13 protein-coding genes are annotated in these 15,722 nt (G+C 57.8%); 2 read left to right on the top strand and 11 right to left on the bottom strand.

Features of this window, described 5'->3' with window-relative positions:
• Positions 1–15: 15 nt before the first annotated feature.
• The 11 genes from lpxD to rpsB all read right to left on the bottom strand — a co-directional run bounded on the left by lpxD (position 16) and on the right by rpsB (position 11,728).
• Positions 16–1,035, bottom strand: coding sequence for a UDP-3-O-(3-hydroxymyristoyl)glucosamine N-acyltransferase (gene lpxD, locus AB5Y73_RS15135; protein ID WP_107682661.1), 1,020 nt, complete (start codon positions 1,033–1,035; stop codon positions 16–18).
• Between the two features lie 3 nt (positions 1,036–1,038).
• Positions 1,039–1,551 carry an OmpH family outer membrane protein gene (locus AB5Y73_RS15130; protein WP_005338563.1) on the bottom strand — a complete coding sequence of 171 codons (513 nt, stop codon included), beginning with the start codon at positions 1,549–1,551 and terminating at the stop codon, positions 1,039–1,041.
• A gap of 149 nt (positions 1,552–1,700) precedes the next feature.
• A complete protein-coding gene (gene bamA, locus AB5Y73_RS15125) occupies positions 1,701–4,232 on the bottom strand; it encodes an outer membrane protein assembly factor BamA (RefSeq protein ID WP_107682443.1) in 2,532 nt (843 codons plus the stop codon).
• Between the two features lie 34 nt (positions 4,233–4,266).
• Positions 4,267–5,619 carry a sigma E protease regulator RseP gene (rseP, locus tag AB5Y73_RS15120; RefSeq protein WP_107682444.1) on the bottom strand — a complete coding sequence of 451 codons (1,353 nt, stop codon included), beginning with the start codon at positions 5,617–5,619 and terminating at the stop codon, positions 4,267–4,269.
• Positions 5,619–6,815 (bottom strand): 1-deoxy-D-xylulose-5-phosphate reductoisomerase, encoded by a 1,197-nt coding sequence (gene ispC / locus AB5Y73_RS15115; RefSeq protein ID WP_107682445.1) that lies wholly within the window; start codon positions 6,813–6,815, stop codon positions 5,619–5,621. The genes rseP and ispC overlap by 1 nt, the downstream gene beginning before the upstream one ends.
• The gene (locus AB5Y73_RS15110; protein WP_107682446.1) at positions 6,815–7,672 is read right to left on the bottom strand and encodes a phosphatidate cytidylyltransferase; all 858 of its coding nucleotides are present in this window, start codon (positions 7,670–7,672) and stop codon (positions 6,815–6,817) included. Before AB5Y73_RS15110 ends, ispC begins: the two co-directional genes overlap by 1 nt.
• 27 nt (positions 7,673–7,699) lie before the next feature.
• Positions 7,700–8,476 (bottom strand): polyprenyl diphosphate synthase, encoded by a 777-nt coding sequence (gene uppS, locus AB5Y73_RS15105; RefSeq protein WP_107682447.1) that lies wholly within the window; start codon positions 8,474–8,476, stop codon positions 7,700–7,702.
• A 72-nt stretch (positions 8,477–8,548) separates the two neighbouring features.
• Complete coding sequence (gene frr, locus AB5Y73_RS15100) at positions 8,549–9,106, bottom strand: ribosome recycling factor (RefSeq protein WP_005338576.1); 558 nt, start codon at positions 9,104–9,106, stop codon at positions 8,549–8,551.
• A gap of 101 nt (positions 9,107–9,207) precedes the next feature.
• Positions 9,208–9,942, bottom strand: a complete 735-nt coding sequence (pyrH, locus tag AB5Y73_RS15095) for a UMP kinase (protein WP_005338577.1) — start codon at positions 9,940–9,942, stop codon at positions 9,208–9,210.
• Positions 9,943–10,013: 71 nt separating this feature from the next.
• Complete coding sequence (gene tsf / locus AB5Y73_RS15090; RefSeq protein ID WP_005338578.1) at positions 10,014–10,895, bottom strand: translation elongation factor Ts; 882 nt, start codon at positions 10,893–10,895, stop codon at positions 10,014–10,016.
• A gap of 104 nt (positions 10,896–10,999) precedes the next feature.
• Positions 11,000–11,728, bottom strand: coding sequence for a 30S ribosomal protein S2 (rpsB, locus tag AB5Y73_RS15085; RefSeq protein ID WP_005303470.1), 729 nt, complete (start codon positions 11,726–11,728; stop codon positions 11,000–11,002).
• Between the two features lie 371 nt (positions 11,729–12,099).
• Here rpsB and map point away from each other — a divergent pair, with 371 nt between their 5' ends.
• Positions 12,100–12,888: a type I methionyl aminopeptidase gene (map, locus tag AB5Y73_RS15080; RefSeq protein ID WP_005338579.1), complete on the top strand. Its 789-nt coding sequence runs from the start codon at positions 12,100–12,102 to the stop codon at positions 12,886–12,888.
• 86 nt (positions 12,889–12,974) lie between these two features.
• Entirely contained in the window at positions 12,975–15,623 is a 2,649-nt protein-coding gene (gene glnD / locus AB5Y73_RS15075; protein WP_019445217.1) for a bifunctional uridylyltransferase/uridylyl-removing protein GlnD, read from the top strand.
• Positions 15,624–15,722 lie beyond the last annotated feature (99 nt).

The raw sequence follows: 15,722 nt of genomic DNA, 5'->3' as shown, positions 1-15,722 counted from the left end.
CTATACCAATCGTGATTATTCTTGATCCAGCTTCTTCTCAAGCTTGCTTAACCGCTTGTGCATCTCTTCGATACGCATCACCCGGGCGGCGGTCTTGCGCCACTCTTTATTGGTTTGCAGAGGGATGCCGGAAGAGTAGACACCGGGCTCGGTAATGGGTCGCATCACCATGGCCATACCGGTAACGGTGGCCTGGTCGCAGATCTCCATATGCCCGTTAAAGACGGAAGCGCCGCCAATGATACAGTATTTGCCGACCTTGAGACTACCAGCCATCACGGTGGAACCCGCCACGGCGGTGCCGTAACCGATCTCCACGTTGTGGGCGATCTGGCACTGGTTGTCGATGATGACGTTGTCAGCGATGTGGGTATCTTCCAGCGCACCGCGGTCAATGGTGGTACAGGCACCGATCTCGACCCGGTTGCCAATGGTCACACCTCCGAGCTGGGGGATCTTGATCCACTCGCCACGCTCGTTGGCATAACCGAAACCATCGGCGCCGATCACTGTGCCGGATTGAACCAGACAGTCGGTACCCATGGTCACATTGTGATAGAGGGTGACGTTGGCCCACAGCCGGGAGCGGGCTCCCAGCCGGGTATTTTTGCCAACAAAACAGCCCGGGCCAATGCGTACATCGTCACCCAGCACGACGCCGGATTCGATCACTGCATTGGCGCCGATGGCCACTCTCTCGCCCAGTTGCACGTCAGCCGCGATAACGGCGCTCGGATGAATATCCGTGGCCGGCTGCGGGGTAGTGTCCAGCAGTTGGGCTACCCGGGCAAAGCCCACATAGGGGTCTTTGAGCACCAGGGCATTGGTGGGACAAAATGGCAGATCCGCTTCTGTAATGAGCACGGCGGTCGCCTTGCTCTGCTCCAGATAGTGCCGGTACTTTTTGTTGGACAGGAAGGTGATATCCCCCTCCCCGGCCTTTTCCAGTGTCGCTACCTTGCGGATTTCCAGGGTTCCGTCGCCATGGACCTGGGCCCCCAGTTGCTGGGCCAGCTGTGCGAGAGTGAATGCCATCAATTAGTTGCTCTTGCTTACCTGAGAAATAACCTGGCCGGAGATGTCCAGCTTGCTGGCGGCATACGGGGCGGCATTGCGCTCCAGCACCAGATCGTAACCATTGCTCTTGGCGATGGAATCGATGGCAGCCTGCACCTTGGTCAGGATCTTGTTGCGCTCTTCGGACTGACGGCGACCGTTGTCCTGCTCAAAGGCTTGACGCTTCTGGTTGAACTCCATCTGCAGCTTGGCCAGCTTCTCCTGGTTCTGCTTCTTCTGCTCGGCGCTCATGAAGGCTTCATCCTTGCGGAACTTCTCGACCAGCTTCTGGCCTTCCTGTTCCAACTTCTGCAGCTCACGCATGCGCGGCTCGAATTCACCTTTCAGCTTGGCTGCAACGGCTTCACGCTGGGGCAGCTTTTGGAAGACTTCGCCCATATCCACCACGGCGATCTTGGTCTCAGCGAAGGCAGAACCCATGCCGGCAGCCATCAGTGCAAAGCTCAAACCAGCTACTTTCAACGCTTTATTCACACTTACTCCTTGTTCCCTCATGGCGAGGGCTACCTGATTTACCCGATTATGCAAGCGGCGTTAGGACCGTCTTGTTACCTGGTGAGGCACGCATACCGCGCGTCCCATCATTGAAGACCCCCACCGCATGGGTGGGGGCAAAACTCTGCTTAGAAAGTACGACCGATGTTGAAGGAGAAGACTTCGGTGCGATCCCCTTCATATTTCTTGATCGGCTTGGCCAAGGCAAACACCAGCGGGCCCATCGGCGAGAGCCACTGCAGGGAGACACCGGCAGAGACCCGGATATTGCCCGGGTTGGAGTAGTCCTGGCTCAGATAGTTGCAATCAGAACCGGCGGCGCAAGGATATGCCCCGTTGGCAAAATCAGTGCTCCAGACGGTACCTGCGTCCATAAAGACGGTTGAACGGATCTGCGGACGATAGGTCTCGGAGACGAACGGGGTCGGGAAGACCAGCTCCAGTGAGGCGACGGCCAGAGCGTTACCACCCACCGAGGTGTCGGAACCTTCGTAGTAGCCAGTTTCACACGGCTGAGAACCCGTGCAACTGCCAGCACCCGGCTTGTTGTAGGTCTTGTAGATCGCCTTGGGACCAATGGTGTTGCTCTTGAAGCCACGTACCGTATCGAAACCACCGGCATAGTAGTTCTCGAAGAACGGCAGCATGGAGTCATCGCCATAGCCGTTACCGTAGGAGACACGACCCTTGCCGATCATTACCCAGCTGTGATCCGCATCGAGCGGGAAGTAGTGGGCATCTTCGGCAGAGAGCTTGTAGTACTGCAGCTCCATGCCCGGTACGGTCACCTTGGCGTTGATACGCTGACGATCGCCAGAAGTCGGGAACATCCCCTTGTTCAGGGTAGAGCGGGTCCAGCCAGCGGTGACATCGACGGTCACAAAGTCGAGGTTGGAACCATCCTGTGAGTAAGCATTCCAGAACTGATCCATCTGTACCGACTGGCGGTTATCATTCCACTGATCCCAGCAGTAGGTATTGCCATCAGTATCCGGATTGTCCTTCAGACACTCCTGATAGTTCTGGGCATTGAATGACGGGCGACTCAGCTTGGTGCTCTCGATACCGGTGCTGAAGTCGAGACGGTTGAACTCGTTGACCGGGAAGCCGCTGGAGAGACGGAAACCGATGGTTTCGTTCTCGTAATCGACAATATCGGCATCATCGGCGCGGAACTGGTTGTAGTAGACCCGACCACCCAGGCTGACACCATCCACTGTGAAGTAGGGGTCGTTGTAGCTCAGGTCAACGTTCTTGGAGTAGTCGTTGGTGCTGGCGTTGATGGAGACCTTTTTACCGGTACCCATAAAGTTGTCCTGGGAGATCCCCGCCTGCAGGCTCAGACCCGATTCGGTACCGTAACCGATACCGGCGTTGATGGAGCCTGCTGGCTGCTCCTTGACCTTGAAGTCGAGGTCAACCAGGTCATCGTTGCCCGGCACCCGCTTGGTGTCCACTTCGACGCTCTCGAAGTAGCCAAGACGGTTGAGACGACTCTTGGACTGCTCGATGTTGTCGGAGGAGAGCCAGGTACCCTCCATCTGGCGCATCTCGCGACGCAGCACCTGATCTTCGGTGGTGGCGTTACCGCTGAAGTTGATGTTGCGCACATAGACACGGGGGCCAGGCTCAACGTTGACGATCAGCTCCACTTCTTTGGTCTTGTCATTGACCTGCGGGAAGGTGACCACTTTCGGATAGGCGTAGCCGTAACGGCCGAGGAACTTGGATAGCACCTCTTCGGTATGAGTCACCTGACTGGCGGAGTAGGTGCTGCCGGCAGCGATCGGGATCAATCCCTTCATCTCGCCACCGCGATCGATCAGGTCACCCTTGAGCTGGACACCGGAGACCTTGTACTGCTCCCCTTCCTTGATGTTGAGGGTGACGTAGACGCCCTTCTTGTCGGGGGTCATGGAGACCTGGGTAGACTCCTGCTGGAAGCGGATATAGCCGCGGTCCATGTAGTAGGAGCGCAGGGTCTCGATATCACCGGCCAGTTTCTGCTTCTGATAGCGCTGGTCGGCGGTAAAGTTCCACCAGGGCACTTCGTCGCGCAGGGAGAGCTGGGCAATCAGCTTCTCTTCAGGGAAGACGCTGTTGCCGACAATGTTGATCTGCTGGATCTTGGCCGCTTCCCCTTCCACGAAGGTGAACTTGAGGTCGACCCGGTTGCGCGGCAACGGGGTGACGATGGCCTTGACCTTGGCTGAGTATTTACCCACGCCATAGTAGAAATCTTCCAGTCCCTTCTCGAGGGAGGTGAGTACGGTGCGATCCAGCGGATCACCCACACGGATACCGGAGGACTCCAGACTCTGGGTCAGTTGCTCCTCTTTGATATCCTTGTTGCCGGCAAACTCGATGCTGGAGATGGTCGGACGCTCCTTGACCATCACCTGCAGCACCTGGCCGTCACGGTAAACCTTCACATCCTCGAAGTTACCCGAGGCATAGAGCTTCTTGATGGCGCTGGCCAGAGCCACGGAGTCGACGGTATCACCAACCCGGATCGGCAGGTTCAACAGTGCGGCACCCAGGGTCACCCGTTGCAGACCTTCGACCTGGATATCTTGCACCACAAAAGAGGCAGGGGCCGCCTGGGCCAGGAAACTGGCACCCAGCAGGCAACTCAACACCAATGCTTTTTTAACAGCCATTTTGTTCTTATGTGTCCTTGTTGATGCTCTGGCCTCAGAGGCGAGCGAAATCGTTAAACAGCGCAATGCCCATCAATAACATCAGAATGGCGGCGCCGATCCTGAAACCCACTTCCTGTATTTTCTCTGATACCGGCTTGCCGGTGACCGCTTCGATCAGGAAATAGACCAGATGGCCACCATCGAGCACCGGCAGGGGGAACAGATTGATAATCCCCAGGTTGACGCTGATCAGCGCCAGAAAACTCAAGAAATAGACCAGACCATAGTCGGCACTGCTGCCGGCGCCCTTGGCAATGGAGATGGGGCCGCTCAGGTTGTCCAGCGACACGATGCCACCGATCAACTTGCCAATCATGTCAAAGGTGAGCGTGATCAGGCTCCAAGTCTTGTCCGCGCCATGCCACAGCGCCTGCAAAGGCCCATACTGTAACAGAATTCGATATTCATCCGGTAATGGAACCAGTTGCGGCGAGAGACCGACGAATCCTACCAGCTTGCCCTGCACCTTGCGGCTATCCGGGGTCAGGGTCACGTTGAGATCACTGTTGTTGCGCTCAACCACCACTTGCAGGGGTTCGCCCGGTGCCTGCTGCACCAGCTCGACAAACTGGGCCCACGCGGTAATGGGCTGATCGCCGACCTGTTTGATACGGTCACCGACCTGCAGCCCCGCCTTTTCACTGGCACTCTTGGCCACCACGACAGCCACGACTGGCAGCACTTTGCCACTCAAGGGGACGATCCCCAGACTACCGATGGGCGACTCTTTATCCGGATCGAAGGTCCAGCCGGTCAGCAACAAGGTTTTATCGGTGGCATAGCTGGTATTGGGTGCCTGCACCTTGAGAGTCACTGCATCATCACCCAGATGACTGATAAGAGCGTAGGTGACGCTCTCCCAGTCACCGGTCTGCTCATCGCCAACCCCGACAATCTCCATCCCTGGCAGCACACCCGCCTCAGCCACGATGGATGCCGGACGCACCTCACCAATCACCGGCTTGACGCTCGGCACCCCGATGATAAACATCAGCCAGAGGGCAAACAGGGCAAAGACGAAGTTGGCCATGGGACCTGCGGCGACAATCGCCATCCGCGCCCAGACACTCTTGTGGTTGAAGGCATACTGCTCGTCACCGGGCTTGAGTTCATCGACCCGGCCATCGAGCATCTTGACGTAACCGCCGAGCGGGATCAGCGCCAGCACATATTCGGTGCCATCCTTACCCATCCGGCGCCAGATCGCCTTGCCAAAACCGATGGAGAAGCGCTCAACGCGCACGCCACAACGGCGGGCAACCCAGAAGTGGCCGAACTCGTGCACCGCGACCAGCAGGCCGAGGGCAACAACAAAAGCACCGATGTTCCACAATACACCGCCCATCAACCAAGCTCCTCAATCAGGTAGTGAGCACGGGATCTGGCCGCACCGTCCAGGGCAAACAGATCATCGAGTGAACTCACAGCGCTGCTCTCCAGCGCCAGCATCACAGACTCGTTGATCCGGGCAATATCCATAAAGCCAATTCGTTCGGCCAGGAAGGCGGCAACCGCCTCTTCGTTGGCGGCATTGAGCGCAGTGGTCGCCGCTTGTCCCTTCTGGCAGGCATTGATGGCCAGCGCCAGACAGGGATAGCGATCATAATCAGGCCGGATAAAGCTGAACTCTCCGACACTGAAGAAATCCAAAGGTTCCACACTGGAGGGGATGCGATTGGGATAAGCCAGCGCATGGGCGATGGGGGTACACATATCCGGATTGCCCAGCTGAGCCAGCACGGAGCCATCCTTGTACTGCACCATGGAGTGGATCACCGACTGCGGGTGGATCACCACCTGGATCTGCTCGGGCGCCGCATTGAACAACCAGCGCGCCTCGATGTACTCCAGCCCCTTGTTGATCATGGTGGCAGAGTCGACCGAAATCTTTGCCCCCATCGACCAGTTGGGATGAGCGATGGCCTGCGCTGGCGTCACCTTGGCCAGTTCGCTTATCTCGGTGTAACGGAACGGGCCGCCGGAGCCGGTCAGCAAAATCTTGCTGATCCCCGCCGCCGCCAGATCGCAAAAACCGGGCTGGCGCTGCACGGCAGTCGGCAGACACTGGAAGATGGCGTTGTGTTCGCTGTCGATGGGCAGCAGCTCGGCACCATGCTCACGCACGGCCTCCATGAAGAAAGCACCGGACATCACCAGCGCCTCCTTGTTGGCCAGCAAAATACGCTTGCCGGCACGTACCGCGGCCATGGTCGGGGCCAGTCCGGCCGCCCCCACAATAGCGGCCATCACGCTATGGGCGTCGGGGTGAGCGGCAACCTCGCAAAGGGCTGCTGCACCAGACATGACCTGGGTCGCACTGCCGTGCGCTTTCAGACGGGCAGCCAGTTCACGGGCGGCCTCCTCATCGACCATCACGGCAAAACGGGGGGAGAATTCGAGGCAGTCCCGCAACATGGCATCCACGTTGCGGGCGGCGGTCAACGCCAACACTTGCCAACTGCCCGGGTTATGGCGCAGCACTTTCAAGGTACTCTGACCGATGGAGCCGGAGGCCCCCAGAATAACCAATGACTTGTGCATCAAAACTCCTGACTGAGTAGCAGATAACTGAGCAGAAACACCGGCAGGGCGGCGGTCAGGCTGTCAATCCGGTCGAGAATGCCGCCATGACCCGGCAGCAGGGTGCCGGAGTCCTTGATGCCCGCTTCGCGCTTGAACATGCTTTCGGTCAGATCGCCGAGTACGGAGGCCAGCACCGCCAGCAGAGAGCAAAACAGCACGGTGATCATCTTGGCAGGAACAAATCCCATCGACCAGGTAACGCCGATGGCCAACAGGCTGGCGGTAAAGAGGCCGCCACACATTCCTTCAATGGTTTTGCCCGGACTGACGGCGGGGGCAAGCTTGCGCTTACCGAACGCCTTGCCGAAAAAATACGCGCCAGAATCTGCCGCCCAGACCAGTCCCATCACGAACAACAGGATCCAGGCCCCCATCATGGGGTCATGGTAAAAGTTGTAACCACGGATAGCGACCAGCGACCAGAAGAAAGGAACCAGGGTCACCAGACCAAACAGCGACTTGAGCCAGATAGACTCTTTCCACAGCTTGGCGCTTTGGGGATAACGCAGCACCAGCAGCAGACCCAGCAACCACCAGCTTACCGCGGTCCAGAGCACGCCCATCACGAGGGGGTGCAGGTGGGGCGTCCAGAGTTGCTCCACCGGCAGCCAAAAGAGGCTGGCACCGAGCAACAGACAAAATACGATGGGTAACCATTGCTGCGGAGCAGCAGAGACAAACCCGCTCCATTCGCGACTGGCCAACAAAAACACCAGCGCAGCCAACAGGGCAAAAAATTTCAATGGCAGAAAGAAGAGGGCCCCCAACACCAGGGGGATCAACATCAAAGCAGTAATAATTCGTTGTTTTAGCAAAAGAAACCTCTCTCTTGGGAGCGGGGTTTAGCCGGTCTGCTGCTCGGCGTTCAATTCCCGTATCTGTTCACCCGTGCAACCGAAGCGACGCTCGCGGGCAACGAAAGAGGCGACCGCCTCACTGAACTCGGCCTCGTTGAAATCGGGCCACAATACCGGGGTAAAATAGAGCTCGGCATAGGCGAGCTGCCATAACACAAAGTTGCTGATGCGATGATCGCCACCTGTGCGGATCAACAGGTCCACGGGTGGCAGATCGGCCATGCAAACCTCACGGGTCAACATGGATTCATCAATGTCGTCAGCGGCCAGTTCACCGGCCGCCACTGCTTTAGCCAGCTTGCGGGTCGCCTGGGCGATATCCCACTGGCCGCCATAGTTGGCCGCAATGTTCAGGGTCAACCCTTTGTTATTGGCGGTCAAGGCCTCCGCCTTGGCGATTTTGGCCTGCAACCGCTCACTAAAGCGAGCTGTATCGCCAATCACCTTGAGCCGGATCCCGTTGTTGTGCAGTTTCTGCACCTCACGACCCAGCACTGTGATGAACAGTTCCATCAAGGCACTGACCTCCCCTTCCGGGCGGCGCCAGTTCTCGCTGGAGAATGCAAACAGGGTCAATGCCTCGATCTTGGCACGCGCAGCAAAGGTAACGGCCTCGCGCACTGACTTGACGCCCGCCTTGTGGCCATAAACCCGCATTTTGCCTCGGTTCTGGGCCCAGCGACCGTTACCATCCATGATGATGGCGACGTGACGGGGTAAAGACGAGTTGGCACAATCACCCAACGCAGCCAAAAGCGACATGTAATTCTCCCACAAAGACAAAAGCGCCGTGCAGGGGCACTACACGGCGCTCGTAATATACCTTTCAGACGGTTAGATTTCCATTAGCTCCTTCTCCTTTACGGCAAGGGCCTCATCGACCAGCTTGATGTAGGAGTCGGTCAGTTTCTGGATCTCTTCCTGGGCGCGACGGTCATCGTCTTCGGAGATCTCTTTGTCCTTCAGCAGCGCTTTCAGATCAGCGTTGGCATCACGACGGATGTTGCGCACGGCAACACGGGCGTTTTCCGCTTCGGCACGGACGATCTTGGTCAGGTCGCGACGGCGCTCTTCGGTCAGCGGCGGCAGCGGCACACGCAGGGTCTGGCCATTGCTGGACGGGTTCAGGCCCAGATCGGAGGTCAGGATCGCCTTCTCTACCGCCTGGATCATGGAGCGGTCAAAAATGGAGATGGAGAGGGTGCGAGCATCTTCTGCCACGACGTTGGCCAACTGTTTCAGCGGAGTGGCAGCACCGTAATACTCAACCTGGATGCCGTCGAGCAGGCTCGGATGAGCGCGGCCGGTACGGATCTTGGACATTTGAGTCTTGAGCGCTTCTACGCTCTTGCCCATACGGTCCTTGGCGTCGTTTTTAATCTCGTTGATCACAGTGGTTTTCCTTTTGGCGAACGAGCCGCTACACGGCCCGTGTCTATCTTATTTACTGACGTGATGGATAGGATAAGAGCGCCAGGTGGCTCACTTTTATCTTATTTACCAACGTGGTGGATCAGAGTGCCTTCCGGTTCACCCATGACAACCCGGCGCAGGGCACCCGGTTTGTTCATGTTGAACACGCGGATCGGCAGATCATGGTCACGTGCCAGGGTAAAGGCAGCAAGATCCATCACCTTGAGCTCTTTTTCAAGAACTTCATCATAACTCAGTTCATGATACAGCACGGCATCCGGATTCTTGACCGGATCTTCGTTGTATACACCATCAACCTTGGTGGCTTTGAGCACCACGTCAGCTTCGATCTCGATCCCGCGCAGGCAAGCCGCAGAATCGGTAGTGAAGAAGGGGTTGCCGGTACCGGCAGAGAAGATAACGACTTTGCCAGCACGCAGCTGGCTGATTGCCTCGGCCCAGCTGTAGGAGTCGCAGACGCCTTGCAGGGAGATGGCAGACATCAGACGGGCATTCACATAAGCACGATGCAGGGCATCACGCATGGCCAGACCGTTCATCACGGTTGCCAGCATACCCATGTGGTCGCCCACCACGCGGTTCATGCCCGCTTTGGCAAGACCGGCACCACGGAACAGGTTGCCGCCACCGATGACCAGACCGACCTGAACACCCAACTCAACCAGTTCTTTGATCTCTTGGGCCATCCGCTCCAGCACCGCCGGATCAATGCCGAAACCCTCGGATCCTTGCAGGGCTTCACCACTCAACTTCAGAAGAACACGTCTGTATGCAGGTTTGGGATTGGTACTCATGTCACTGATTCCTGGTCATATAAAGACCGCGACATAAGTCGCGGTCTGGGGAAACGGAAAAACCGGTTCGATTAGGCCTTTTGAGCGGCCGCGATTTGGGCTGCAACTTCAGCAGCGAAATCGGTCTCTTGCTTCTCGATGCCTTCGCCCACTTCGAAACGGGTGAAGGAAACAACGTCAGCGCCTTCTTTCTTCAGCAGCTCGGCAACGGTCATGGAAGGATCTTTCACGAACGGTTGACCAGTCAGGGAAACCTCACCGGTGAACTTCTTCATGCGGCCTTCAACCATCTTCTCGGCGATCTCTTTCGGCTTGCCGGAGTTGATGGCGATGTCGATCTGGATTTCGCGCTCTTTGGCAACGACTTCAGCAGACACGTCTTCAGGCTTGACGAATTGCGGGCTGTTGGCAGCAACGTGCATGGCCAGATCTTTGGCCAGCTCGGCAGAACCACCGGTCAGCTTGGTGATAACACCAATGCGGGAACCGTGAACGTAGGTACCCAGGTTGTCACCTTCAACCAGCATCACGCGACGCAGGTTCATGTTCTCACCGATCTTGGCGATCAGGTTGGTGATGGTCAGCTCGACGGATTCGCCGTTACCGAAGTCAGCGGCTTTCAGCGCGTCAACGTCAGCAATTTTCTGGGTCGCAGCGATGTCAGCGATCTTCTGGCCCATTGCCATGAAGCTGGCATCTTTGGCGACGAAGTCGGTTTCGCTGTTCAGCTCGATCATGACGGCAACGTTGCCTTCGGTGCGAGCAAAGATAACGCCTTCAGCGGCGATACGGCCAGCTTTCTTGGCGGCTTTGGCCTGACCGGATTTGCGCATGTTCTCAATTGCCAGCTCGATATCACCAGCAGCTTCTTCCAGTGCTTTTTTGCAATCCATCATGCCAGCGGCAGTGCGCTCGCGCAGTTCTTTTACCAGGGCGGCAGTAACGTTAGCCATGTCCAGTATCCTCGGTCTTGAATTGACAAGAAACAGGGGCCACAAGGGCCCCTGCTAACCAATTACATCAGCTTGGTTAATAAGGGCTTTACAGTCCTTATCAATTACTCAGCTTCAACGAAGCCATCTTGTTCGGCTTGAACAACGATGTCCTGAGCGCGAGCTTCCAGTACGGTGTCAGCAGCAGCATTCAGGTACAGCTGTACGGCACGGATAGCGTCGTCGTTACCCGGGATGACATAGTCAACGCCGTCCGGGTTGGAGTTGGTATCAACGATGGAAACTACCGGGATACCCAGGTTATTGGCTTCTTTGATAGCGATATGCTCGTGGTCGGCATCGACAACGAACAGAACGTCAGGCAGGCCGCCCATGTTCTTGATACCACCCAGGCTCTTCTCCAGCTTTTCCATTTCGCGAGTACGCATCAGCGCCTCTTTCTTGGTCAGCTTGTCGAAGGTACCGTCTTGGCTCTGGGTTTCCAGATCTTTCAGGCGCTTGATAGACTGACGAACGGTTTTCCAGTTGGTCAGCATACCGCCCAGCCAGCGGTGGTTTACATAGAACTGGTCGCAACGCTCAGCGGCTTCTTTTACGGCTTCAGACGCGGCACGCTTGGTACCAACGAACAGTACCTTGCCTTTCTTGGCAGCTACGGAGCTGATGAAGTTCATGGCATCGTCAAACATCGGAACGGTTTTTTCCAGGTTGATGATGTGAACTTTGCTGCGGGCACCGAAGATGTAGGATTTCATTTTCGGGTTCCAGTAACGAGTCTGGTGACCGAAGTGAACGCCGGCTTGCAGCATGTCGCGCATAGAAACTTTAGCCATTTTATACCTCTGTATTGGGGTTAGGCCTCCACACATCCCATATAACCGACCTGTTAAGGCACCCCGGCATATGTGTCGATGTGTGTGTGTTGTTTAAGTAAGGGTGATGAAATCGGGACGCAAGTTCCCCATTCCGGCGCGCTTTATACCATAACTTTGTTCAGGACACCACCGGCCGACACCCTAAACAGGTGTAAATATGGATCGCGCCAGAGGATGCTGCGACGCTGATTTGACGTTGTGATGACAATCACACTGGAAGTACGCGGGGGTTGCGGATAAAATTTTGCCCTGATTGCAAACGCATCTATTTTTCATTACCTGTCCTGTCTGCCCTCGCAGGCCCAGTGGCAGGCCGCAAGAGAGATCCCATGTCCATTAAAATCAAGACACCGGAAGAGATTGAAAAGATGCGCGTTGCCGGCCAATTGGCCGCCGATGTGCTGGTCATGATTGCGCCCCATGTCAAAGCTGGCGTCACCACTGACGAACTGAACACCCTCTGCCACGACTATATTGTAGACGTACAACAGGCGGTTCCAGCTCCGCTCAACTACCACGGCTTCCCCAAATCCATCTGCACCTCGGTGAACGATGTGATCTGCCACGGTATCCCGAATCACAAGAAGCTGCGTGATGGCGACATCATCAACCTGGATATCACCGTCATCAAGGATGGCTACCACGGCGATACCTCGGCCATGTTCATCGTGGGTGAAACCACCCCGCTGCGCCGCCAGCTCTGCAAGGTTGCGCAAGAGAGCCTCTACGCCGCCATCAAGAAGGTGCGTCCGGGTGCCTGTATCACCGAAATCGGCGCAGTGATCCAGCCCATCGTCGAGAAGGCCGGCTTCTCCGTGGTGCGTGACTACTGCGGTCACGGTATCGGTGCCGAGTTCCACGAAGAGCCGCAGATCCTCCACTACCGCAACAGCGGCAAGCTGGAGCTGAAAGCGGGCATGTGCTTCACCATCGAACCGATGGTCAACAGCAAGAAGTATCACTGCAAGGTCAATCCGAAGGATGGCTGGACCGTAACCACCAAGGATGGCGGCGACTCCGCCCAGTGGGAACACACCCTGCTGGTGACCGAGGATGGCTGCGAGGTGCTCACCCTGCGCCCCGATGACACTATCGACCGCTTCATCAAACACAGCTAACATCGAACCCCGGCCCTGAACTTCCAAAGCGCCGGGGTTTTTACTTCTGTTTCAGCCGTTTGCCTGCCACTTGCGTGTGAGATGCCATGGACGCCAGCCTGCTTTCCCCCCATTTGTTACCCGATGACCAGCTCACTCGCGACAACTGCAAAGAGTACCTGAGCCGCTTTCTCGGCTGGCTGCACGCCCGTTTCGATGCCGGCGACAACATCATCGAGCTGGTCGCCACCCGCTCCGAGTACATGGATCAGTTGCTCTGCCGGTTGTGGCAGAAGTTCGGCTTCGACAAGAGCGACCTCACCCTCATCGCGGTAGGCGGTTATGGCCGTGGCGAGCTGCACCCCCACTCCGACATCGACCTGCTGATCCTCTATGATGGCGACGAACTGGACGAAGTGCTGGGGCTGCGCATCGGCGAGTTCATCACCTTGCTGTGGGATCTCAAGCTGGAGGTGGGTCAGGCGGTGCGCAACGTGGCGGAGTGCCTCGAGCAGGGGCGCGCCGATATCACGGTCGCCACCAACCTCATCGAGGCCCGCTACATCACAGGCCGCCAGGAGGGCTTCCGGCAACTGAAAGAGGCCACCGGCCCCCAGCACTTCTGGCCAAGCGAAGCCTTCTTTCGCGCCAAGCGCCAGGAGCAGGCGGAGCGTCATCAACAGTTTCTCGGCACCGCCTACAAGCTGGAGCCCGATCTCAAGAGCAATCCGGGCGGCCTGCGCGACATTCAAACCCTCGCCTGGGTCGCCCGCCGCCACTTTGGCGCCACTACCTTGTTCGAGATGACCAGCCACGGCTTTCTCAACCGCGCCGAGTACCGCGAGCTGCTCGACTGCCAGAATTTTCTCTGGAAGGTGCGTTTCGCCCTGCACATGGCCATCAATAAGGGGGATAACCGCCTGCTGTTCGATCGCCAGCGCACCGTGGCCCAGATGTTGGGGTTCGAGGGGGAAGGCAACACTCCGGTCGAGCAGATGATGAAACGCTTCTATCAGACGGTACGGCGGGTCTCCGAGCTCAACGAGATGCTGCTGCAGCTGTTTGACGAGGCGATCCTCGGCAACACCGCCATGGATGTGCGCCGCCTCTCCGACGAGTTCCAGCTCCGTGGCCGCCTCATCGATGCGGTGGATGCGGAGCTGTTTAGCCGTGAACCGGCCGCTATCCTGCGCCTCTTCTATCAGATGGCCCAGCATCCCGAGATTGCAGGGATCCACTCCGCCACCTTGCGCCAACTGCGCGAGGCGCGCCGCAAACTCAACTGCTGGTTGCAGGATCTGCCCGACTGCCGTCGCCTCTTTATGGCGCTGCTGCGCCACCCCAACGGCATCGGCCTGCCGCTCACCCTGATGCACAAATACGGCATCCTCGCCGCCTATCTGCCCCAATGGAACCTGATCGTCGGCCAGATGCAGTTCGACATGTTCCACGCCTACACGGTAGATGAGCACACCCATCGGCTGCTCAAGAACATTCATCAGTTTCCCAATCCGGCCAGTCGCCAGAGCCACCCGCTCTGCCACGAGGTCTTCACCCGGCTGCGCAAACCGGAGCTACTCAGCATCGCAGCCCTGTTCCACGATATCGCCAAGGGGCGGCGTGGCGATCACTCGGAGCTCGGCGCCGTCGATGCGCTGGAGTTCTGCCAGCTGCACGGTCTGGATCGCTACGAGAGCCGACTGGTCGCCTGGCTGGTGCGCCATCACCTGCTGATGTCGGTTACCGCCCAGCGCCGCGACATCTATGACCCCGACGTGGTCACCGATTTTGCCCAGAAGGTGCGCGACGAGCAGCATCTCGACCTGCTCTACTGCCTCACCGTGGCCGATATCTGCGCCACCAACGATACCCTGTGGAACGATTGGAAGGGCACCCTGCTGCGGGAGCTCTACTTCGCGACCCAGAAGGCGCTGCGCCAGGGGTTGGAGAACCCGCCCGACATGCGGCTGCGCATTCGCGAAAACCAGCGTCAGGCCAAGCAACTGCTTGCGCAACGGGATGTATCGGAAGAGGCGATCAATCAGCTCTGGGCCGATTTCAAGGCCGACTACTTCCTGCGCCACAGCCCGGAGCAGATCGCCTGGCACTGCCGCCACATCATCGAGCATGGCGACAATCCGGCACCGCTGGTGATCATCGGCAAACACCCGACCCGCGGCGGCAGCGAGGTGTTTATCTACTGCCGCGACACGCCGAATCTGTTTGCCACCGTGGCCTCGGCGCTGGATCAGAAGAACCTTAACATCCACGACGCCCAGATCATGAACTCGCGCAGCAACTATGTGCTCGATACCTTCGTGGTACTGGAGCCAAGCGGCGAACCCATCAGCCCCAACCGTACCGCCACCATCAAGAAGGCGCTGGAGAAGGCGCTGCAGGAGCCGGGCAAGCTGGTGCTGCGCAACAAGCCGCTGTCGCGGCGCCACCGTCAGTTCAGCGTGCCGACCCGGGTGGTCTTCCTGCCCCGCTCTTCGCCCACTAAAGGGGAGAGCCGTCACACCCTGATGGAGCTGACGGCCCTCGATACCCCCGGCCTGCTGGCCCGGATCGGTGCCGTTTTCCAGCAGTGCGGGCTGTCGCTCCACGCCGCCAAAATCGCCACTTTCGGTGAGAGGGTCGAGGACTTTTTCAGCCTGACCAGCCTCGATGGCGAACCATTGACCGCCGAGCAGCAAAAACAGCTCGAAGAGCGACTGGTACACCAACTCAATCCCCAACAGTCGGTACTGGATTAAGCGAAGAGTGATTCGAAAGAGGCTGATTGTCGGGCGTTTTTTGCCATACCAAACAACTGGTTGGCGCACACCGGATGAAGAAATGGTCGCTGGCCGGAA

This window comes from Aeromonas sp. s7(2024) (assembly GCF_040907825.1).
Lineage (GTDB): Bacteria > Pseudomonadota > Gammaproteobacteria > Enterobacterales > Aeromonadaceae > Aeromonas > Aeromonas veronii.
This window is presented reverse-complemented; position numbering and strand designations above follow the sequence as displayed.